This window comes from Serratia sp. NPDC087055 (assembly GCF_044900985.1).
In the GTDB taxonomy this organism is placed as follows: domain Bacteria; phylum Pseudomonadota; class Gammaproteobacteria; order Enterobacterales; family Enterobacteriaceae; genus Serratia.
Genome location: NZ_JBJDOG010000006.1, coordinates 117,028 through 138,066, shown reverse-complemented (window position 1 = coordinate 138,066; position 21,039 = coordinate 117,028). Strand labels below are relative to the sequence as shown.

At 55.8% G+C, this 21,039-nt stretch carries 16 protein-coding genes; 3 read left to right on the top strand and 13 right to left on the bottom strand.

Annotation, left to right across the window (positions count from 1 at the left end; all coding sequences use genetic code 11):
• Positions 1 to 143: 143 nt before the first annotated feature.
• The 5 genes from glgA to asd all read right to left on the bottom strand — a co-directional run bounded on the left by glgA (position 144) and on the right by asd (position 8,889).
• On the bottom strand, positions 144 to 1,577 hold the full coding sequence (gene glgA, locus ACI2J2_RS21545) for a glycogen synthase GlgA (RefSeq protein ID WP_209639192.1): 1,434 nt from the start codon (positions 1,575 to 1,577) through the stop codon (positions 144 to 146).
• A 253-nt stretch (positions 1,578 to 1,830) separates the two neighbouring features.
• Complete coding sequence (gene glgC / locus ACI2J2_RS21540) at positions 1,831 to 3,108, bottom strand: glucose-1-phosphate adenylyltransferase (protein WP_209639194.1); 1,278 nt, start codon at positions 3,106 to 3,108, stop codon at positions 1,831 to 1,833.
• A gap of 15 nt (positions 3,109 to 3,123) precedes the next feature.
• Complete coding sequence (glgX, locus tag ACI2J2_RS21535; protein WP_404760828.1) at positions 3,124 to 5,106, bottom strand: glycogen debranching protein GlgX; 1,983 nt, start codon at positions 5,104 to 5,106, stop codon at positions 3,124 to 3,126.
• Positions 5,103 to 7,289, bottom strand: a complete 2,187-nt coding sequence (gene glgB / locus ACI2J2_RS21530; protein WP_404760827.1) for a 1,4-alpha-glucan branching protein GlgB — start codon at positions 7,287 to 7,289, stop codon at positions 5,103 to 5,105. Before glgB ends, glgX begins: the two co-directional genes overlap by 4 nt.
• 496 nt (positions 7,290 to 7,785) lie before the next feature.
• Complete coding sequence (gene asd / locus ACI2J2_RS21525; RefSeq protein WP_209639197.1) at positions 7,786 to 8,889, bottom strand: aspartate-semialdehyde dehydrogenase; 1,104 nt, start codon at positions 8,887 to 8,889, stop codon at positions 7,786 to 7,788.
• 182 nt (positions 8,890 to 9,071) lie between these two features.
• Here asd and ACI2J2_RS21520 point away from each other — a divergent pair, with 182 nt between their 5' ends.
• Positions 9,072 to 9,665, top strand: coding sequence for a YhgN family NAAT transporter (locus ACI2J2_RS21520; RefSeq protein ID WP_209639198.1), 594 nt, complete (start codon positions 9,072 to 9,074; stop codon positions 9,663 to 9,665).
• Positions 9,666 to 9,712: 47 nt separating this feature from the next.
• On the opposite strand, the gene gntK is transcribed toward ACI2J2_RS21520, so the two are convergent.
• The 4 genes from gntK to ACI2J2_RS21500 all read right to left on the bottom strand — a co-directional run bounded on the left by gntK (position 9,713) and on the right by ACI2J2_RS21500 (position 13,872).
• On the bottom strand, positions 9,713 to 10,240 hold the full coding sequence (gntK, locus tag ACI2J2_RS21515) for a gluconokinase (protein ID WP_209639199.1): 528 nt from the start codon (positions 10,238 to 10,240) through the stop codon (positions 9,713 to 9,715).
• A gap of 150 nt (positions 10,241 to 10,390) precedes the next feature.
• Positions 10,391 to 11,707 carry a gluconate transporter gene (gntT, locus tag ACI2J2_RS21510; RefSeq protein WP_037425035.1) on the bottom strand — a complete coding sequence of 439 codons (1,317 nt, stop codon included), beginning with the start codon at positions 11,705 to 11,707 and terminating at the stop codon, positions 10,391 to 10,393.
• 342 nt (positions 11,708 to 12,049) lie between these two features.
• A complete protein-coding gene (gene gntR / locus ACI2J2_RS21505) occupies positions 12,050 to 13,045 on the bottom strand; it encodes a gluconate operon transcriptional repressor GntR (RefSeq protein WP_404760826.1) in 996 nt (331 codons plus the stop codon).
• 131 nt (positions 13,046 to 13,176) lie between these two features.
• Entirely contained in the window at positions 13,177 to 13,872 is a 696-nt protein-coding gene (locus tag ACI2J2_RS21500) for a pirin family protein (protein WP_209639201.1), read from the bottom strand.
• A gap of 387 nt (positions 13,873 to 14,259) precedes the next feature.
• On the opposite strand from ACI2J2_RS21500, the gene ACI2J2_RS21495 reads away from it, so the two are divergent.
• Positions 14,260 to 14,778 (top strand): GNAT family N-acetyltransferase, encoded by a 519-nt coding sequence (locus ACI2J2_RS21495; protein ID WP_404760825.1) that lies wholly within the window; start codon positions 14,260 to 14,262, stop codon positions 14,776 to 14,778.
• Entirely contained in the window at positions 14,775 to 15,953 is a 1,179-nt protein-coding gene (locus tag ACI2J2_RS21490) for a P1 family peptidase (protein ID WP_209639204.1), read from the top strand. The genes ACI2J2_RS21495 and ACI2J2_RS21490 overlap by 4 nt, the downstream gene beginning before the upstream one ends.
• 57 nt (positions 15,954 to 16,010) lie before the next feature.
• Here ACI2J2_RS21490 and iolE read toward each other — a convergent pair whose 3' ends face one another.
• From iolE to iolD, 4 genes are all read right to left on the bottom strand, one after another.
• Entirely contained in the window at positions 16,011 to 16,907 is an 897-nt protein-coding gene (gene iolE, locus ACI2J2_RS21485) for a myo-inosose-2 dehydratase (RefSeq protein WP_209639206.1), read from the bottom strand.
• Between the two features lie 87 nt (positions 16,908 to 16,994).
• Complete coding sequence (locus tag ACI2J2_RS21480; RefSeq protein WP_209639209.1) at positions 16,995 to 17,879, bottom strand: sugar phosphate isomerase/epimerase family protein; 885 nt, start codon at positions 17,877 to 17,879, stop codon at positions 16,995 to 16,997.
• Between the two features lie 39 nt (positions 17,880 to 17,918).
• Positions 17,919 to 18,932 carry a Gfo/Idh/MocA family protein gene (locus tag ACI2J2_RS21475; RefSeq protein ID WP_209639211.1) on the bottom strand — a complete coding sequence of 338 codons (1,014 nt, stop codon included), beginning with the start codon at positions 18,930 to 18,932 and terminating at the stop codon, positions 17,919 to 17,921.
• Between the two features lie 64 nt (positions 18,933 to 18,996).
• Positions 18,997 to 20,937 carry a 3D-(3,5/4)-trihydroxycyclohexane-1,2-dione acylhydrolase (decyclizing) gene (gene iolD, locus ACI2J2_RS21470; RefSeq protein ID WP_404760824.1) on the bottom strand — a complete coding sequence of 647 codons (1,941 nt, stop codon included), beginning with the start codon at positions 20,935 to 20,937 and terminating at the stop codon, positions 18,997 to 18,999.
• Positions 20,938 to 21,039 lie beyond the last annotated feature (102 nt).

Here is a 21,039-nt window from a genome sequence, read left to right as displayed (position 1 = left end):
TTTGAAATTCATAGGGCATTACAATAGGTGTTGATATACCCAAAATAATTGGCGCTGCATCAAGGCGGCAAGGGAACTTATCCCGAATCACTTACACAGGTAAGTGATTCGGGTAAGTGAATGCAGCCAACACTGAGGTAGCGTCAAATATGACGGGAATAAAGCGACAAATATTCCTTTGCCGCGACTTGCCAGCCAAAATCCACGCTCATCGCGTGGCGCTGGACGTGACGCCAATGCTTAGGTCTACTCCACAGCACCATGGCGCGCCGAATGGCGTTGCCCAGTGCGGCGGCATCACAATCATCAAAGACAAATCCGCTGGCGCTGCCATCGGCCAGATTCTCCAGCGCGCAATCGACCACCGTGTCCGCCAATCCACCGGTGCGGCGCACCAGCGGCAGCGTGCCGTATTTCAGGCCATAGAGTTGGGTCAGCCCGCAGGGTTCGAAGCGACTGGGCACCATGATCACATCCGCTCCGCCGATAATGCGATGTGAAAAGGCCTCATGGTAGCCAATCTGAACGCCGACCTGTTCCGGGTAGTCCGCGGCCGCAGCCAAAAACGCCTGCTGCAACACCGCATCACCGGCCCCTAACAGCGCCAATTGGCCGCCTTGCTCCAGCAGTGCAGGCAGCGCTTCCAATACCAGATCCAGCCCTTTTTGGCTGGTGAGACGGCTCACTACCGCAAACACCGGCAGCGACTCGTCCACCTTCAGGCCCATGGCTTTTTGCAGGTGCAGCTTGTTCTTGGCTTTGTTTTTCAAATTGTCGGCGTCATAGCGGGCGGTCAGGCGCGGATCGTGGGACGGGTCCCAAATCTTGTCATCCACGCCATTGAGAATGCCGCTCAACCGCCCTTGCCGCTGGCGTTCTTGTAATAACCCTTCCATGCCGTAGCCGAACTCCGGTCGGGTAATCTCACGCGCGTACGTTGGGCTAACGGCAGTGATGTGATCGGCGTAATACAAGCCTGCTTTCAGGAATGACATCTGGCCGTAAAACTCCAGACCGTAAACATTGTAGAACGATGGCGGTAGCCACAATTCCGGTACGTGGTGGGCGGAAAACAGCCCCTGATAGGCCAGATTGTGCACGGTAAAAATGGAACGTGCAGGGTGGCCGTTAGCCGCCAGATAGGCGCAGGCCAGCCCGGCGTGCCAGTCATGAGCATGCACCACCTGCGGGCGCCAGTAGCGATCCAGCCCCTTAGCCAGTTCACAGGCTATCCAGCCCAGCAGGGCAAAACGCCGATGGTTATCGGAATAGGCATTCATGGATTGGTCGTGATATGGGCTGCCCGGCCGCTCGTACAGCCAAGGGGCATCAATCAGGTAGATGCCCACACCGTGGTAGGTACCGTAACGCAGGCCAACGCGACCGGCGAACGAATCGATCTCCGCCACCAGCACCGAATCCGGTATGCCGTTGCGCACGTCAGGAAAAGCGGGCAATAACACCCGAACATCGCCGCCTTCGGCGATCTGAGCCGCCGGTAATGCGCCAACCACGTCTGCGAGCCCTCCGGTTTTCAACAGGGGGAACATTTCAGAACATACGTGTAAAACCTGCATTATCACTCCTGAGAATCGGCTAAATTACTCTGGAAAAGCAGGCTTGCCGCTGTTATTAATCCCGCGTTGTGCAAGCCATCAGTCCGTTTATATATGGCGGCAGGTCTACCCTTCGCCTTTAAAACCGCTGTGTTGTTGGCTGTGTTGACTCGCCCCAGTCGCTTACCTGAGTAAACTCCCGGGGCTTCTCGTCCTGGCCACCTAGCCGCGACTAAAAATCCGTTGGGTCGTTATTGCTGCCGACTACCTTAACTCACAACTTTGACAACATTTCGCGCGTGACCAGCACGATGCCGCCTTCTGAACGATAAAAGCGTTTGCTGTCTTCGTCGGCGTTTTCGCCAATCACCATGCCCTCGGGAATATGACAGGCACGGTCGATGATGCAGCGCCGCAGACGGCAGGAACGGCCGACGTTAACGTCGGGCAGCAATACGGTAGAGTCGATGGTGCAGAACGAGTTCACCCGCACTCGCGGGAATAGCACCGAATGCACCACCACCGATCCGGAGACGATGCAGCCACCGGATACCAGCGAGTTCATGGTCATACCGTGGCTACCGGAACGATCTTGTACGAACTTGGCAGGTGGCAACGGCTCCATATGGGTGCGGATTGGCCAGGCGCGATCGTACATATCCAACTCCGGCGTCACGGAAGCCAGATCGAGGTTGGCACGCCAGTAAGCCTCCAGCGTGCCCACATCGCGCCAGTATGGCGGCAGATCGGGGTTGGACGTGACGCAGGACAACGTGAACGGATGTGCCCATGCCGCCTTTTGGGCCGTGATTTTCGGGATCAGATCCTTGCCGAAGTCATGGGTGGAGCCCGGCGTAGACATGTCCTCCTCCAGCAATTGGAACAGGTAATCGGCGTTGAAGATGTAGATCCCCATGCTGGCGAGCGACATATCCGGGTTACCCGGCATCGGCGGTGGATTACTGGGTTTCTCCAGGAACTCGAGGATCAGGTCGTTTTCGTCTACTTCCATCACACCAAACTCGCTGGCCTCCTCGCGCGGCACCGGCAAACAGGCCACGGTACATTGCGCCCCCTTTTCCACATGGTCGATCAGCATGCGCGAGTAATCCATCTTGTAGATGTGATCGCCTGCCAGGATCACCACATACTCGGCCTCGTAACGACGGATGATATCCAGGTTCTGGTATACCGCGTCCGCCGTGCCCTTATACCAGTGCTCGGTACTGAGGCGTTGTTGTGCCGGCAACAGATCGACAAACTCGTTCATCTCTTCATTGAGGAACGACCAGCCGCGCTGAATATGCTGTACCAAAGTATGGGACTGGTATTGGGTGATCACGCCAATGCGGCGGATCCCCGAATTCAGGCAGTTCGACAGGGCAAAATCGATGATGCGGAATTTACCGCCAAAATGAACGGCTGGCTTGGCCCGGGTTGAGGTTAAATCTTTCAAACGCGAACCGCGGCCCCCCGCCAGAATCAGGGCGACAGACTTAATCGGCAGTTGGCGTGCCAACATCAGGGGGTCTTTATTTTCAAACCTAACCATAGCTGACTCCTTTTATTATTTCTTTACCAGCACGCAAATCGAGTGCGCAGCCTGGTTCCAGGCGGGTAAAACCGCCCGCGAATCTTCCTGAGTAAAAGGGGCGACAAGCTGCCAATCGCCGTCGGGCAACGTCATCTCCGCGGCTTGCTGTGTGGCGTTTACCACCACCAGCCAGCGTTGCGACAAGCGGATCTGCAACTGCAGAGCCCCTTGCTCCCACTGTTGTGCGCCGAGCGGTTGCCCCTGCGCGTTCAGCCACTGCACGCTACCGTCGCCTTCCTGCCACCAGCGGTCATGCTGCAAAGCGGGGATTTGTTGACGCAGACGGATCAATGCAGCGGTGTACGTGGTGAGTGAGTCATCCGCCGTGGCCCAGTCGAGCCAGGTGATAGCATTGTCCTGACAATAAGCATTGTTGTTGCCCTGCTGGCTGTGTCCATGCTCGTCGCCGGCCAGCAGCATCGGCGTACCCTGGGACAATAACAGCGTGGCAAGCAGTGCCCGCTGGCTAGCCCTACGGCGTTGCAAAATGGCGTCGTCGGCAATCGGGCCTTCAACACCGTGGTTATTGCTAAAGTTACGATCACTGCCGTCACGGTTACCTTCACCGTTCAGTTGGTTGTGTTTGCGGTTAAAACTGACCAGATCCTGCAGGGTAAACCCGTCATGAGCGGTCAGCATGTTGATGCTGGCGTACGGCGCACGCCCGCGTTGGTTAAAATGATCGCTGGAAGCAGCGAAACGTTGGGCGAATTGCCCCAGCGATACGCCGTCCTGCAACCAAAAACGGCGTATATCGTCGCGATAATGATCGTTCCACTCGGCGAAGCGCCCTGGGAATTGGCCTACCTGATACCCACCGGGGCCTATATCCCACGGCTCGGCAATCAGTTTGCAGCGCGACAGCAGATCGTCCGCCAGCATCGCCTGGAACAGCGGTGCATCACGATCAAACGCCGGCGTGCGACCGAGTACGCTGCCCAGATCAAAGCGGAAACCATCAACATGGCATTCGCCGACCCAAAAACGCAGGCAGTCCATCACCCAAGCCACACCTTGCGGCTGATCCAATCGCAGGGTGTTACCACAACCGGTATCGTTCACGTAGCCGCCATCCGGTGTCAGCCAGTAGTAGCCCGGGTTATCAATGCCGCGTAACGACAGCGTTGGCCCGTCGATATCAAGCTCGGCGCTATGGTTGAACACCACGTCGAGGATCACTTCAATGCCGGCTTTGTGCAGCGCTTTAACCGCATCGCGAAACTCACGCAGCGGCGTCATCTCTGTCCGCAAACTGGAATAGCGGTTGTCCGGCGCAAAAGGCGCCAGCACGTTATAGCCCCAGTAGTTAATCAACCCGAGGCGCTGCAAACGTGGCTCGGAGCTGTGCTGCTGGACCGGCAGCAGTTCCAGCGCGGTGATGCCAAGGCGCTTGAAATAGGCGATCATTACCGGATGGCCGAGCGCAGCGAAACTGCCGCGCAACACCGGCGGAATATCCGGGTGCTGCAGGGTCAGACCGCGCACATGCGCTTCGTAGATCACCGTTTTCCCCCACGGCGTGGCCGGGGGACGATCATCTTGCCAGTCGTAAACCTCGTCGATCACCACGCATTTCGGCATCAATTCAGCGCTGTCATGCTTATCCGGCCGATCATAACCCCCATGCAGGTAAGGATCGTCCGCCACGGGTCCCTCTACCGCACGGGCAGCGGGATCCAACAACAGTTTATTAGGATTAAAACGCAACCCGTGCGCAGGATCGAACGGGCCATGCACCCGGTAACCGTAACGCTGACCCGGCTTGCCACCCGGTAAGTAACCGTGCCAGATATCGCCGCTCCGCGTCGTCAGCGGCAGGCGGATTTCGCGCTGCTGTTCGTCAAACAGACACAGTTCCACGCCCGTGGCATGGGAGGAATACAGGCTAAAGTTGATGCCATTACCGTCATAATGCGCCCCGAGAGGCGCGGCGATACCCGGCGTCAGCTCAGTCATGGCGCCTCCCGCAGCAGGTAGATGGTCGCCAGCGGCGGTACGGTCACGCTAATAGAATGCTCGCGGCCGTGATGGCCAGTTTGCTCGGACACTACGCGGCCCTGGTTGCCGGTATTGCTGCCGTGATAATGGTGTGAATCGGTATTGAGAATTTCTCGGTATTCACCGGCGCGTGAAATACCGATGCGATAATGATGGCGCGGGACTGGGGTAAAGTTGCTGACGGCGATCAGTTCATTGCCATGTGCGTCATAGCGGGCAAAGGCAAAAACCGAGTTATCGTGGTCATCCACCACCAGCCACTCGAAGCCGTCTGGGCGGTAATCCCGCTCATACAACGGGGCGTGTTGCTGGTAGCAATGGTTCAGATCTCGCACCAGCCGCTGCACACCGTGATGCCAGTTATCTAAGCCTTCCAGCAGATGCCAGTCGAGGCTGCTATCAAAATTCCACTCGCGCCCTTGGGCAAACTCACACCCCATAAACAGCAGTTTCTTGCCTGGGTGCGCCCACATAAAGCCGTAATAGGCGCGCAGGTTAGCGAACTTTTGCCAGGCATCGCCGGGCATGCGATCGAGAATGGATTTTTTACCGTGCACCACTTCATCGTGAGAGATTGGCAGCACAAAGTTTTCGGTGTAGGCGTACAACATGCCGAAGGTCATCTGATTGTGATGATACTTGCGGTGCACCGGGTCACACTGCATGTAGGTGAGCGTGTCGTGCATCCAGCCCAGATTCCATTTGTAGTGGAATCCCAACCCGTTGGATTCCGGCGGCAGCGTTACGCCCGGATAGTCAGTGGACTCCTCCGCCAACGTGACTGCACCGGGGCGCTCCTTACCAAGGGTATGGTTGGTGTAACGCAAGAAGGCGATGGCCTCCAGATTCTCGTTACCGCCGTAATAGTTTGGCACCCACTCACCGTCAGCGCGGCTGTAGTCACGGTAGATCATTGAAGCCACCGCATCGACACGCAACGCATCTATGCCATAACGCTCAAGCCAATAAAGCGCATTGCCCGCCAAATAGTTGCGAACCTCATGCCGGCCATAGTTATAGATCAGGGTATTCCAGTCTTGATGGAAACCTTCACGCGGATCGGCGTATTCATACAATGCAGTACCGTCGAAGTTCGCCAGACCATAGGTATCGCTGGGGAAATGCCCCGGCACCCAATCCAGGATCACGTTAATCCCTGCCTGGTGTGCGGCCGCCACAAACACCTTGAAGTCGGCCGGGGTACCGAAACGCCGGGTCGGGGCATACAGCCCCAATGGCTGATAACCCCAGCTGCCGTCAAACGGGTGCTCGTTAATCGGCAGCAACTCAATATGGGTGAATCCCATATATTTAACGTAATCGATCAGCTGTACGGCCAGTTCGCCATAGCTGAGCCAGAAGTTATCGTCGGTGTGACGACGCCACGAGCCAAGATGTACCTCGTAGATCGAAATCGGTCGGTCAAAATCATTCGCACGCCGCCGTTCTGGCGCGTTTTCCACCACCGCAGGTAACGGCGCCACCAGCGACGCGGTATCCGGTCGCATCTGCGCTTCAAAAGCGTAGGGATCGGCCTTCAACTGGGTATTGCCATAGCAATCAATGATTTCGTACTTGTACAACTGCCCGGCTTTCACCCCCGGCAGGAACAGCTCCCAAATGCCGTTTTCACGGCGCAGTCGCATTGGGTGACGTCGGCCATCCCAGAAGTTGAACTCACCGACCACCGACACACGCTGGGCGTTCGGTGCCCAGACCGCAAAGCTGACACCGTCAACGTCATCAAGCGTAGCGAGATGCGCACCCAAGCGTTCATAAGGACGTAAATGGGTACCTTCGGCCAACAGCCAGCTATCGATATCTTGCAGCAGCGTGCCAAAACGGTAGGGATCGTCGACGATCTGCTGGTGATCGTGCCAGCGGACGTCGAGTTGATAGCGGAACGGGGTTTTGCGGCGTGGGACCGTGGCGCTGAAAAAGCCGCGCTCATCGTCGCAGTTGAGCTGTACCAACCGTCGGCCTGTTTGCTGTTCCAGCAACCAGACTTCACTGGCGTCAGGCAATAGTGCACGTACCTGCAGGCCGTTATCAGCCGCATGCATGCCCAGCAGAGAAAAGGGATCGGCAGAGTTGCCGGAGAAAAGCTGATCAATCACGTCACGATCGGGAAGTACAGGCATAGTCTTCTTCCTAAGATTAAGAGCATGATTTATAAGAGGCCGCGCAAGCCCATCGCCTTTCAGGTTACAGCGAAGAAGCTGTACCTTGAGATCCACAGGGCATAACGCTTAATCCATAGCCGTTTTGGTTATCATGCAATTCATTCGGTATCTAAAGCGTGATTGCGGTCGGTTATTGATCAATTCTCACCTTCCCGGTCCGAATTCCGCTCTTTATGCTTATTTTTAGCGCTGGTTGAAATTTATCCGCCAGTCCTTTAAGCATAGCTAATGTCAGTTAAAAACATTGCCCATTACCAAGGAAAACTCTTCATTAAGAAAACTGCCAGCCTGACAACGTCTTTGCGCTGCTGCCCGCATGGAGATGTACCGATGTCTGGTGCGCTTTATCTCCTTTACAACGGCATAGACCATAGCGCGCAGAAACGGAGAAAAAGGAAGAAAATAAGGCTTTTGGGGGCTGAAAGAGGCCAGCCCCCGGGAAGTACGGTTCAGGTTACAGCAGGATGCGCAGCATGCGGCGCAGCGGTTCAGCCGCGCCCCATAGCAACTGGTCACCCACGGTGAACGCAGACAGATATTCCGGCCCCATATTCAGCTTACGCAGACGGCCGACCGGCGTATTCAACGTCCCGGTTACCGCTGCTGGCGTCAATTCACGCATAGTCAGTTCGCGGTCATTCGGGATCACGCGTACCCAGTCATTGTGCGTCGCCAGCATCTGTTCGATTTCCGGCAGTGAAACGTCTTTTTTCAGCTTCAGGGTGAACGCCTGGCTATGGCAGCGCAGCGCACCAACACGCACGCACAAACCGTCGACAGGGATCAGGCTACCGCTGTTCAGGATTTTGTTGGTTTCCGCCTGGCCTTTCCACTCCTCGCGGCTCTGGCCGTTATCGAGTTGCTTGTCGATCCACGGAATCAGGCTACCGGCCAGCGGCACACCGAAATTATCGGTGGGCAATTTACCGCTGCGGGTCGCGGCGGTGACTTTACGTTCGATATCCAAAATGGCCGAAGCCGGGTCCTGCAGCTCCTTCGCCACATCGGCGTGCAGCATGCCCATTTGGGTCAACAGCTCACGCATATGGCGCGCGCCGCCGCCGGAAGCCGCCTGGTAAGTCGCCACTGACGCCCACTCAACCAGATCATTGGCAAACAGGCCACCCAGAGACATCAGCATCAGGCTAACGGTACAGTTGCCGCCAACAAAGGTCTTGATGCCTTTATCCAGACCCTGCTGAATCAACGCACGGTTGACCGGATCCAGGATAATAATCGCGTCGTCTTGCATACGCAGAGAAGAAGCTGCGTCGATCCAATACCCTTGCCAGCCAGTTGCACGCAGCTTCGGGTAAATTTCGTTGGTATAATCGCCGCCCTGGCAGGTAATAATAATGTCGAGCGCGCTCAACGCCTCAACATCGTAAGCATCTTGCAGCGTGCCCTGCTGGCCGCCAAATACCGGCGCCGCTGAACCGTGTTGCGAGGTAGAGAAGAAGACCGGGCGAATGGCGTCAAAATCGCGCTCTTCCGTCATGCGTTGCATGAGTACGGAGCCGACCATTCCGCGCCAACCGATGAAACCAACGTTTTTCATAATGACTGTCCTGCCTTGGAGGATGACTGCTATAAGTTGTGTGCAATATCTCTCCACCTTACAAAATGTCGGCGCAGGCGCAAAGTGAATTTATTCGATGGGTGAGCGATTCTCAGCAATCCTTCTTATAGGCAAGGACGCCGTCGGGATGACCGAGGTGTTTTTCAGATCCAGAGGTAATGATGACAGAGATGATTTCAGTCACAGTTTTGCTGTTTTTAATCATGGACCCGTTGGGCAATTTGCCCATTTTCATGTCGGTGCTCAAGCACCTGGAGCCGCGCCGTCGGCGGATGGTGCTGATCCGCGAGCTGCTGATCGCCCTGTTGCTGATGCTGATTTTCCTGTTTGCCGGCGAGAAAATATTGGCGTTCCTCAACCTGCGTACCGAGACCGTGTCGATTTCCGGCGGGATTATCTTGTTCCTGATCGCCATCAAGATGATTTTCCCCTCGCAAGAGGGCGATAGCAGCGGGCTTTCCGCCGGTGAAGAACCTTTCCTGGTGCCGCTGGCCATCCCACTGGTTGCGGGGCCTTCGATTCTGGCATCGTTGATGCTGCTTTCGCACCAGTATCCAAACCACATTTCGTATCTGGTGGGGGCCCTGCTGATTGCCTGGGGGATTTCCGCCGCTATCTTGCTGATGTCTAACCTGTTCCTGCGCCTGCTGGGCAGCAAGGGGGTCAGCGCGCTGGAACGGCTGATGGGGCTGATTTTGGTGATGTTGTCGACCCAGATGTTCCTGGACGGCGTGCGGGCTTATATGAAGTTGTAATGGGGTACTGGCGCCAGCTCGGCGCCGGTACAAAATGGCAGCCCGGTTTACTGGGCTGCAACACGCCGAATATAAGCGAGCGTATCCGCGACCACAGCGTCCAGCGGTTGATCTATCTCGATCGCCTGCACGTCTTGTTCTTGCTCGTTAGGCTCTTCTAACGTGGCAAACTGGGAAACCAGCATCTGTGGCTTGAAGAAATGGCCCTTACGCTGTTTCAAACGCTCCTCAATGACCGCCTTGTCACCCTTCAAATAGATGAAATGCAGGTTGCGGTTGCCTTCACGCAGGCGGTCACGATAGCTTTTTTTCAGCGCGGAACACACTAACAGGGAAACGTCGTTGGTACGCTCCATGGCAAAGATCGCGTCATTTAATGCCGCCAACCAGGGGGCGCGATCGTTATCGTCCAGCGCATGCCCGGCCGCCATTTTGTTGATGTTGGCACGCGGGTGCAGGTAGTCGCCGTCCAGCATCGCGGCATTGGCTTCATGAGCGACGGCGTTGGCCACTGCGGATTTACCGCTGCCTGAAACCCCCATCAGAATAAATACGTGGTGCTGTGAATTACTCATATGTCATGCCCTTATGGGATCAGATGTACGTTCCGGCGGCGGGTTACGCCCCCTGCGCCATCAAATGCGCCCCAAACTCCAAAGAATGTCCGACACCCTGGGGGTGCCGGATAACCTCGCTATATACCGACTTGAAAGGCAGCGGATATATTAAACGACCGTCGCCAGCAGCAAACAGCCCACCAGGCCGCAGACTGAGATGATGGTTTCCAACACCGACCAGGACTTGATGGTTTCCATGATGCTCAGGTTGAAGTACTCCTTGAACAACCAGAAACCAGGATCGTTGACGTGAGAGAAAATCACGCTGCCCGACCCAACGGCAATCACCATCAGTTCCGGGCTGACTCCGGTAGTCGCGATCAGCGGTGCGACAATCCCCCCCGCGGTTATTGCTGCCACGGTAGCAGACCCCAACGCCAGACGCAGTGCGGCGGCAATGGACCAAGCCATCAGAATCGGCGAGACGTTGCTGCCTTCCATCAGAGCGGCGATGTATTTCTCTACGCCGCTGTCGACCAGTACCTGCTTGAATGCACCGCCACCGCCGATGATCAACAGCATCATGGCGATAATTTTGATTGAGTCGGTGATGGTGCCCATCACTTCATCCATGGTACGACCGCGGTTCAGACCAAAGGTGAAGATAGCGATCAGTACTGCAATCAGCGTCGCCATGACCGGATCGCCGAAGAACTCGGCAAAGCGCAACAGGCTATGGCCCTTCGGCAGCACCATTTCCGCTACCGCACGCAGTGCCATCAGGATCACCGGTACCAAAGAGGTGGCAACGCTGATGCCAAAGCTTGGCATTTCTGCTTCGGTGAAGATTTTTGGGTTATACAGGCCTTCAGGTACGGGCTTGTCGATGCCTTTCAGGAAACGGGCATAGACCGGGCCTGCCAGGATTACCGTTGGAATAGCCAACAGCGTGCCGTACAACAGCGTTTTGCCCATATCCGCATGGAAGATGGTGGCGATCGCCGTTGGGCCTGGGTGCGGCGGCAAGAAACCGTGGGTCACAGATAGCGCAGCCGCCATCGGCACGCCGACATACAGCAACGGCACGCGTGCAGAAGCGGCGATACTGAAGACCAGCGGCAGCAACAGCACAAAACCGACTTCATAGAACAGAGCAAAACCGACGGTAAACCCGGTCAGTACCACTGCCCATTGAATATATTTTTGGCCAAACTTCTCGATAAGCGTAGTGGCAATGCGCTGAGCACCACCGCAGTCCGCCAGCAGTTTGCCGAGCATGGCGCCAAAGCCCATGATTAACGCCAGGCTGCCCAACGTGCCGCCCACGCCGGCCTTGATGGAACCGATCACTTTATCGACTGGCATTCCCTGAGCGATACCTACCGCCAGAGCAACCAGAACCAGAGAGATAAAGCCGTTCAGCTTAAAGCGGATCATCAGCAGCAACAGCAGCGCTACCCCGCCAGCAACAATCACTAATGGCATAATTTTTCTCCAACCTTTTTATCGCAGACCCTCTTTACGATAGGCCGTAAAGCGCGCGTTTGTTGTATTTTTAGGCTCTTCCCGGTGTTAGAAGACGAGCTGTAGGTGGTGCTGAGGTAAAGGTTCTATCTTGAGCAAGATAACCGCACACTCATTGTTACCGGTATCATGATACCGGTAACAGCATGATTGCCGGAACCGGGGGGCGGGCTAAAATTCGCGTTCTGGGATAGAGATCAAACTTATGAAGGTAACGGGCGGCAAACTTACAGGCAGGAACGAAAACGCGCCAAACGGCGCGCTTTCATCATTAAAATCGTTCAAACATCGGGTTAAACCCGATCAGATGCTGCCGCCGGGGATCACGGTAAAACCGACATCCACCATGCGTGGGCTGACCGTTTCGCCACGCAGGCGAGCCAGCAGGCGTTCAGCGCCGATTTGGCCCATGCGTTCACGCGGCGTCAATACGCTCGCCAGTTTTGGCACCATCACCTGGCCGATATCGTGGCCGTGGAAACCGGCAATAGCCATGTCATTGGGGATCGACAGCCCTTGTCGCTGGCACTCAAAGGTCGCACCGATCGCCAGGTCATCGTTTGTGCAAAAGATACTGTCAATCTGCGGATAATCGCGCTGCGCCTGGCGCAACAGCTCACCACCGGCAGAATAGGACGACGATCGTGCCGTCATGACGCTGTAGGGTTCCAGACCGGATTCGCGCATCGCCTGCTCATAGCCCTGCTGTTTGATAAGGGTACGTTCATCCTGGCGTGCACCGAAGTACACCACGTGCCGATGGCCGTGTGCAATGATTTGCTGGGTCATCTGGCGTGCCGCCTCAAAGTTATTGAAGCCTACGGCCAGATCGAGACAAGGTGATACGCAGTCCATCAGTTCGACGACCGGGATCCCCGCAACCTCAATCATCTTCATGGTACGGGGTGTATGGTGCCGCTCAGACAGGATCAAGCCATCAATATTGTAAGACAGCAACGAAGTCAGGCGCTGTTCTTCGCGCTCCGGCAAATAGCCGTAGTGCGCCAGCATGGTTTGATAATTGTGCGCATCAGTGACGCTCTCAATGCCGCGTAGCACTTCGGCGAACACCTGGTTGGTCAACGATGGCAACAATACGCCAATAGCACGGCTGGTTGAGTTGGAAAGGATATCCGGCGCACGGTTGGGGATGTAGCCCAGCTCATCAAGCGCGACGGCAATTTTTTGCTGCAAGGCGACAGAAACCTGATCGGGATTACGCAGATAACGGCTCACCGTCATCTTGGTCACGCCTACCTTGTCTGCGACATCTTGGAGTACCGGCCGTTTTTTCTTCATTATCAATGAACTGGCTAACCGTGAATGGGCGCTCATTTTAGCAAAAAAAAACCGGGGCCGATATTGTTGGTTACTGGGAAGCGGAACGCAAAAAGGGCTCACCTTGTGAGCCCTTGATATTTACCGCTTAATCAGACGGGTGGCAGATCAAACAGCAGGATTTCACTGTCTTCATCGGCATGAATCGACAACTCGGCTTCATCCCACACAGCAAAAGCATCGCTGGTGCCGGCCTGCTGGCCATTAACCACAACCTTGCCACGTACCACCTGGATCCAAACACGACGCCCTGCTTCAATTGGGCACGCCGCCTGTTCGTCTTTATTCAACGCCCAGCGGGACAGTGTCATATCCTGGAACACCTTCAGCGAACCTTCACGCGCATCCGGTGACAACACCAACTGACGGCCCTGCGGCGCATCAAACATGCGTTGTTCATAGCGTGGCTCCAGCCCGACCTGATCAGGGATGATCCAAATCTGGTACAGGTGCAACGGACGATCGTTGTTACCGTTGTACTCAGAATGACGCACTCCGGTACCCGCGCTCATGATCTGGAATTCACCGGCCTGGATCTGCTCTTTGTTGCCCATGCTGTCCTGATGCTCGACCGTGCCGCTCAGCACGTAGGTCAGGATTTCCATGTCTTTATGCGGGTGAGTACCAAACCCCTGCCCTGCATCGATCATGTCTTCGTTGATCACCCGCAGCGCCGAGAACCCCATAAAATCAGCATCGTAATAGTTGGCAAATGAGAAGGTGTGCCAGCTGTCCAGCCAACCATGATTGGCATGACCACGATCTTCTGCCTTACGTAAATAAATCATATTCAACTCTCCTCAATGTTTTTTACAGTCTAGTCCTGGCAGCAGAATAAGAAAGCGTAAAAAACTCATCCCTCTGTTCAAAAAATTAGATGGAGTGGTGAAACCATTGGCAGAGAATTTGTTGAGGGCATGCCGGGCTGAAAACGGGCAAAAAAAAAGCCAGCACCCGAGCTGGCTAAGTAATACTTGGAAGCAATGTGAGCAATGTCGTGCCTTCGCAGTGAGGATATCAAAGGTTGATACTCTCCCCGGAACGCATCGCAATAATAATCATTATCATTCGCACCTGTAAAGCGTTTTTTTAACCAACACGTAATAATATTGACTCGACACAATAAACGGATAAATTCAGAGGTTATTCAACCGGTAAGCCAAAGGAGCAGCGTAATGAGTGAAATCGTAGTTCGTCACGTGGAAACAACAGATGCACAAGCCCTGCATCAGCTTTACTCTCAACCGCAGGCCTACCGTGACACGCTACAACTTCCACTACCGTCAATCGAGCTGTGGCACAAGCGCCTCGCCAATCTCGAACCGGGCACCCACAACCTGGTGGCTTGTATTGATGGGCAAGTCGTCGGCCAACTGAGCGTGATGCTGAACCAGCGCGTGCGCCGCCGCCATGTGGCGACCTTTGGCATTGGCGTCGATAGCCGCCACCACGGCAAGGGCGTTGGCAGCAGCCTGATGAAGGCAATGATCGATCTTTGCGACAATTGGGCGGATATCGAACGCATTGAACTGACAGTATTCACTGACAATCAGGCCGCGATTGCGCTCTACCGCAAGTTCGGCTTTGACATTGAAGGCACCAGCCGCGCCTATGCGATGCGCGACGGCAAACTGGTAGACTCCTATCACATGGCACGCTTTCGCGGTGAACAGCAGAAAAACGCATCATCATGAAGGATGCCAAAAGTAGATCAGGGGCGGTATACCGCCCCTTAGCCGTCAGCCGCCGCACCTTTGTACAAACGCTGGCCTGCGTAACGGGTGCTATTGGCATCCTTTCTCCTACTGCACTCTTGGGGGCTGCCATGCCAACCTCTCCTGCCGTACGTACCGGCACCCGTAACCTGATTACCGACGTGCCTGGCCTACGGGTCGGCATCGCCCAAGACAGCCGCGTACGAACCGGCACGACGGTGATCCTGCCGGATCACCCGGCGATCGCCGCGGTCGACGTGCGCGGTGGTGGCCCTGCCACCCGAGAAACCGATGCGCTGGGAGAGGATAATCTGGTGCAGACCATCGATGCCTTAGTGCTTAGCGGTGGCTCGGTATATGGCCTGGCGGCAGCGGATGGGGTGGCCGCCTGGCTGGGGCAGCAAGGCAGGGGTTACGCCCTTCGTCCAGCACCGGGTGTGCCGGTGTCCCCAATCGTCCCCACCGCCTGCCTATACGATTTAAGCAACGCAGGTGATAAAGACTGGCAGCTCACCCCGCCTTATCGCCAACTGGGGATAGAGGCCGTCGGCAAAGTGGGTCTCGACTTCCCGCTAGGTACCGTTGGCGCTGGCTATGGTGCCATGACCGGCATGGGTAAGCTGAAAGGCGGCCTGGGTTCAGCTTCTATCGTTGCTGCGAATGGTGCTACCGTCGGTGCACTGGTGGCGGTAAACAGCCTGGGCTCCGTCGTTGCCCCGGGCACTCGCGCGTTCTGGGCCACACCTTATGAAATCAACGGTGAGTTTGGCAACGGGGGTGCAGCCGCGCTCGCGCAATTGCACGGTCAGGGCGAAGACTGGATGCCGGAAGCGCCGACAGGCGGTAGAAAGAACACCACTTTGGCCTGTATCGCCACCGATCTGGCCCTCACTCGGGTAGAACTTAAACGCGTCGCGATCATGGCACAGGATGGCATGGCCCGCGCTATCCGCCCACTGCACAGCCCGTTCGACGGCGACGTGGTATTCGCCTTATCCACCGGGCAGCGCAACGTCGAGGGCAGCCGAGAACTGGCGGTGCTGCAAATTGGCGCACTGGCAGCGGATACGTTGGCACGAGCGATAGCCCGTGGCGTTTACGCAGCCACCCCCTGGCCTGGTGAACACGTCACTACCTGGAAAACGCTGAGCTGATACCCATTAAAAAGGGCGCATTGATTGCTCAAGCGCCCCTCGACATTCTCAACCCGGTTAAATACCGGCTGTCTCTTTGATATAACGACGCGCTTTCACCGCATATTCAAACGGGTTAGCCAACGCCGGATCCTGCTCAGCCTCGACCACCATCCACCCTTTGTAACCGCGCTCATCGAGTAATTTAAAGACCGGCAGGAAGTCGATCACCCCATCCCCCGGCACGGTGAAGGTGCCTTTCTTCACGCCGTCGAGGAAGCTCAATTTGTTGGCCTTCACCTCTGCAACAACCTCATCACGCACGTCCTTCAGGTGTACGTGATTAATACGCGGCAGGTATTTTTCCAGTATCGCCATCATCGCCTGCTGGCTGCCTTCCGAATAGTAAGCATGCCCAGTATCAAACAGCAGGTAGACGTCGTCGTTCACCATACTCATGTAACGATCGATCTCTGCGGTCGTCTGGATGCCGGTGCCCATATGGTGGTGCAGGCAGACCTGCATCCCCTTGTCGGCGGCAATTTTTGCCAGTTCATTGTACCCGTCGGCCACCCGCTGCCACTCTTCATCGCTGAAATACGGCTTCTCTTCAAACACCCCTTTGGTGGTGCCCTGAATACTCTTGCTCTGCTCGGAGCAGCCAATCACCTTTGCCCCCATCGCATGCAGGAAATTCATATGGTTAATGAATTCATCGACAGTTTTGTCTTTCAGGCCATCGGCAAAGAAGGTGCTGAACCAGGCATTGCAGATTTGAATGCCGCGAATGTCCAACATCGGCTTCAACACGGCCGGATCGCGCGGGTACTTGCTGCCCACTTCGCTACCGGTGAACCCGGCCAGTGCCATTTCACTGACGCACTGCTGGAAGGTGTTCTCTTTACCTAACTCGGGCATGTCGTCATTGGTCCAGCCGATCGGGGCGATGGCCAGTTTTACGTTGTCTTTATTCATTTTCAGCCTCAGTAATATACCGTCGTCTTTTAAGCCGCAGGGTATAGAGCCCGTCTGTAGGCTATTTTCACCCGCGCAGCCGGGAAATTATTTACCCAACAGCTCTTTTTCGATGCGCTCTCGGGTCGCTACAGCCTGGGTTTTCATTCTTTCCGGGTAACCAAACAGTGACGTGCAGATAATCGACTCGCCGCCGACCTTAAAGTTGCGGGTCGCAAACGCCATATCACGCAAGGTCTGGAACAAGGTTTCGAAGTCCACCTCCCCTTCGCCGATACCCATATGCTGATGTACGGCGGCGTCTACACCCGGCGGGTTGACGATATAGCGACAGTGTTTGGTATGGTTCATGGTGTCGGCAATCAGCACATGCGAGAGATCCTCACCGGCATATTGCAACATGCCAGCCACGTCACCCTGGCCTTTGTCGTAGTAGAAGGTATGGGGAACGCTGTAGAGGTATTTAACGTGATCGCTACGCAGCGACTTGACGATATCCGCGGTTTCGTTGCTCAGCTCGCAGAAGTCCCATGGGTGTGACTGGATCTCCATGCGGATACCTTCCCGCTCGATAATCGGCAACAGTTCCTCCATTGAGCGATACCACAACTCTTCACAGATTTCCGGCTCATTGGGATTGCCGGCCAGTTCGGTATTGATCACCTGCACACCCATTTCTACCGCGATTTCGATCATCCGACGCCAATTTTTGACTGCCGCCTGACGGCGATCTTCACCCGGGCCAGACCAGCGATAAACGACGATAAACGAGGAGATCTCCACGCCGGTAGCCTTCAGGACGTTTTTGTACTCCGTCATGACCTCACGCCCGGCTTTTGGATGCTTATAGAAAGGATTGATCTGCGGGTGCGGTGACTGCTCAATATATTGATAGCCCCAGTCCGCCACCTGCTGAACCATTTTCGTGATGCCCAGGTCCCTGATGACATCAACATCAAAAGCGATCTTCATGGTCATTCCTCGTTAAACGTGGATACGGCGGTCAGCACACTATTTGTTATAAAACGACGGACGTGGTGGCAAGGTCACAGGGACAATCTCACCGCTGAGCTGCGCGGCTATGCAAGCATCAGCCGTCACCGCCGCCGCATAACCGTCCCAAGCGGAGGGGCCTGTCAGCGAACCTGCCAGTACGTCATTGATAAAGCCTTGTAACTCAACGTCGTAAGCATCAATGAAGCGATCTTTCCAGTCGGTCAGAATTTCGGTCGACAGTTTGGCACCGCTGCGCATCTGCACTGATGAGGGTTCTGGCAGCTTGGCAATACCACTTTCACCCACGACCTCGCACTGGATGTCGTAACCGTATTGGCAGTTAACGAAGATTTCGACATCAATACGCGTGCCCTTCGCGGTTTCAAACAGCACAATTTGCGGATCTTTCAGGTGCGGGAACGCCTTGGGGCTTTTACGCGGGAACACGACCTGTACCGAAACATAGTCGTCATCCAGCAGCCAACGCAGGACGTCAATTTCGTGGATCAGGGTGTCGGTGATCGCCATATCCGTGGTGTAAGCTTCGCCAACGGTCGGGTTGCGGTGCGCGCAATGCAGCATCAACGGCTCACCAATTTGTCCACTGGTCAGCACCTGCTTGAGCGCTCGGTAGCCCTGATCGTAAGGACGCATAAAGCCCACTTGCACCAGACGTTTGCCGTGTTTTGCTTCAGCCTCAACGATGTTTTTGCATCCCTGAGCCGTCACCGCCAACGGCTTCTCGCAGAACACCGGCTTGCCGGCAGCAATGGCTGCCAGTACAAACTCTTCGTGGCTTGGGCCCCAGGATGTGACCAACACCGCCTGCACGTCCGACGCGTTGATCAGGTCGTGACCCTTGTCATAAACCTTGGCGTCCAGTTTCAGATCGCTCACCACCTTAGCGGCGTTGTCACGGTTGATATCGTTGACGGCCACGATACGACTGCCCTGCAACACTTTGCTGCAGCGACGAATGTGATCCCGACCGATTGCGCCGGTGCCAATAACCCCAATGTTCAGTGTCATTTTCGTTATCCTCTTCAAATAGTTGCGGCAGACGCAAGGTCTGGGTAATCAAGCAATGCGCAAATCAGTAGTCGCGGGCCTTGTCGATGTTCTCTTGCAGCTTGCGAGCCACGGCGACAATTTTTTCATTGTCGGCAACCTGGGCTCCCCCCACGCGCCACCAGCTGAGATATTTGTGCACCATGGTTTTTGGCAGCACCTTGATATCCAGCAGGGTAGATAGGGTCTGCCGACGGGCATCGGCCAAAGCGTCGATCAGCTGCTGTTCGGTCGTTATGCTGTAGGTTTTACAGCCGTAGGCTGCCGCCAGCATGGCGAAGTTGACCGGTACTAACTTGCCGTCAAGCTTGCCCCCCTGCGGGTTTCGGAAGCGGAACTCGGTGGTATAGCTGTCCATGCCATGTTCCATCTGCAGGTTATTGATGCACCCGTTGGTCATGTTGTCGAACAGCACGACGTTGATTTTGCACCCTTCCTGAATCGACGTGACCAGTTCGGAATGCAGCATCATAAAGGCACCATCGCCCACCATGGCGTACACCTCACGCTGCGGCTCGGCCAGTTTGACCCCCAGTGCTGCATTCACTTCGTAACCCATGCACGAATAGCCATACTCCACGTGGTAGCCATGCTCACCATGGTTCTGCCACACGCGTTGTAAATCGCCCGGCAAGCTGCCCGCGGCGGCCACGATCACGCTGTCCTGCGGCAAATGCTGATTCAGTACCCCCAGAACCCGGCTTTGGGTCAGCAGCGAGTCGGTTTTTTCGATGAACTCGGCAAACACGCTGTCGCGATCGAGATGATCGTCAATTTCCGGCACAAAACCCTCTCCGGTGTATTCCACCGCGTAAACGCGAGCTGTTTCTTGTTGCTGAGCGTGACGCGCGTCGCTAATCGCATTGCCCCAACCCGCACGGTAATCGGAAGGTGCCAACAGCGCAGCCAACGCGGACAGCGCTTCCCGGGCATCGGCCAGTACCTGCACGCCGTCGAGCTTGCCGGCATCAAAGGCACTGACGTTAATATTGAGAAAATCGACGTCGGCATTTTGGAACAGCCATTTTGACGAGGTGGTGAAGTCGGTATAACGGGTGCCCACGCCAATCACCAGATCGGCCTGCCGGGCAAGGGTATTGGCCGCCAGGCAGCCGGTTTCGCCAACGCCCCCCAGGTTAAAGGGATGGTTGGACGGCACGGTCCCCTTACCTGCTTGTGTTTCCACAAACGGAATCTGGAAACGTTCGGCAAACTCGCGCAGCGCCTGACCAGCCTGTGAGTATTTCACCCCACCGCCGCACACCAGTAACGGTTGGCGTTTGGTCGCCAGCAGCGCCAGGGCATCGGCCAGCATACCTTCCGTTGCCGGTCGGCGATCGAGCCGGTGCACTCGCTTCTGGAAGAAATAGTCAGGGTAGTCGTAGGCTTCGCCCTGCACGTCCTGCGGCAAACTCAGCGTCACCGCCCCCGTTTCAGCCGGGTCGGTCAACACACGCATCGCGTTGATACAGGCGCTCATCAGCTGTTCTGGCCGTACAATACGATCCCAGTACTTGCTCACCGCGCGGAAGGCATCGTTGGTGCTAATGCTGAGATCGTAAGTTTGTTCAATTTGCTGCAACACCGGATCTGGCTGACGCGACGCGTAAACATCGCCAGGTAGCAGCAATAAAGGAATACGGTTGGCGGTGGCGGTGGCAGCGGCGGTGATCATATTGGCGGCACCCGGACCGACGGAAGAGGTACAGGCGTAGATCTGCTGGCGCAGTTTCTGCTTGGCAAACCCCGTGGCTGCGTGAGCCATGCCCTGCTCGTTTCGCCCCTGGTGCACGATCAGGTCACCGCTGTCTTGTTCCAGCGCTTGCCCAAGACCGAGAACGTTGCCGTGGCCAAAAATCGCAAAGATGCCTTTAACGAATTTGGTTTCCACACCGTCGACCAGCAGATACTGGTTGTCGAGGAACCTGACGAGTGCCTGTGCCATGGTTAACCGAATCTTGCCCATTTACTCACCCTTTTAGATTAGTCACGCCCGCTCCGACACCACTCGCGTGCCGAACCCTGGAAACTCTGTGATGCCTGTCGTTTTCACGCGAATTGTTCAACT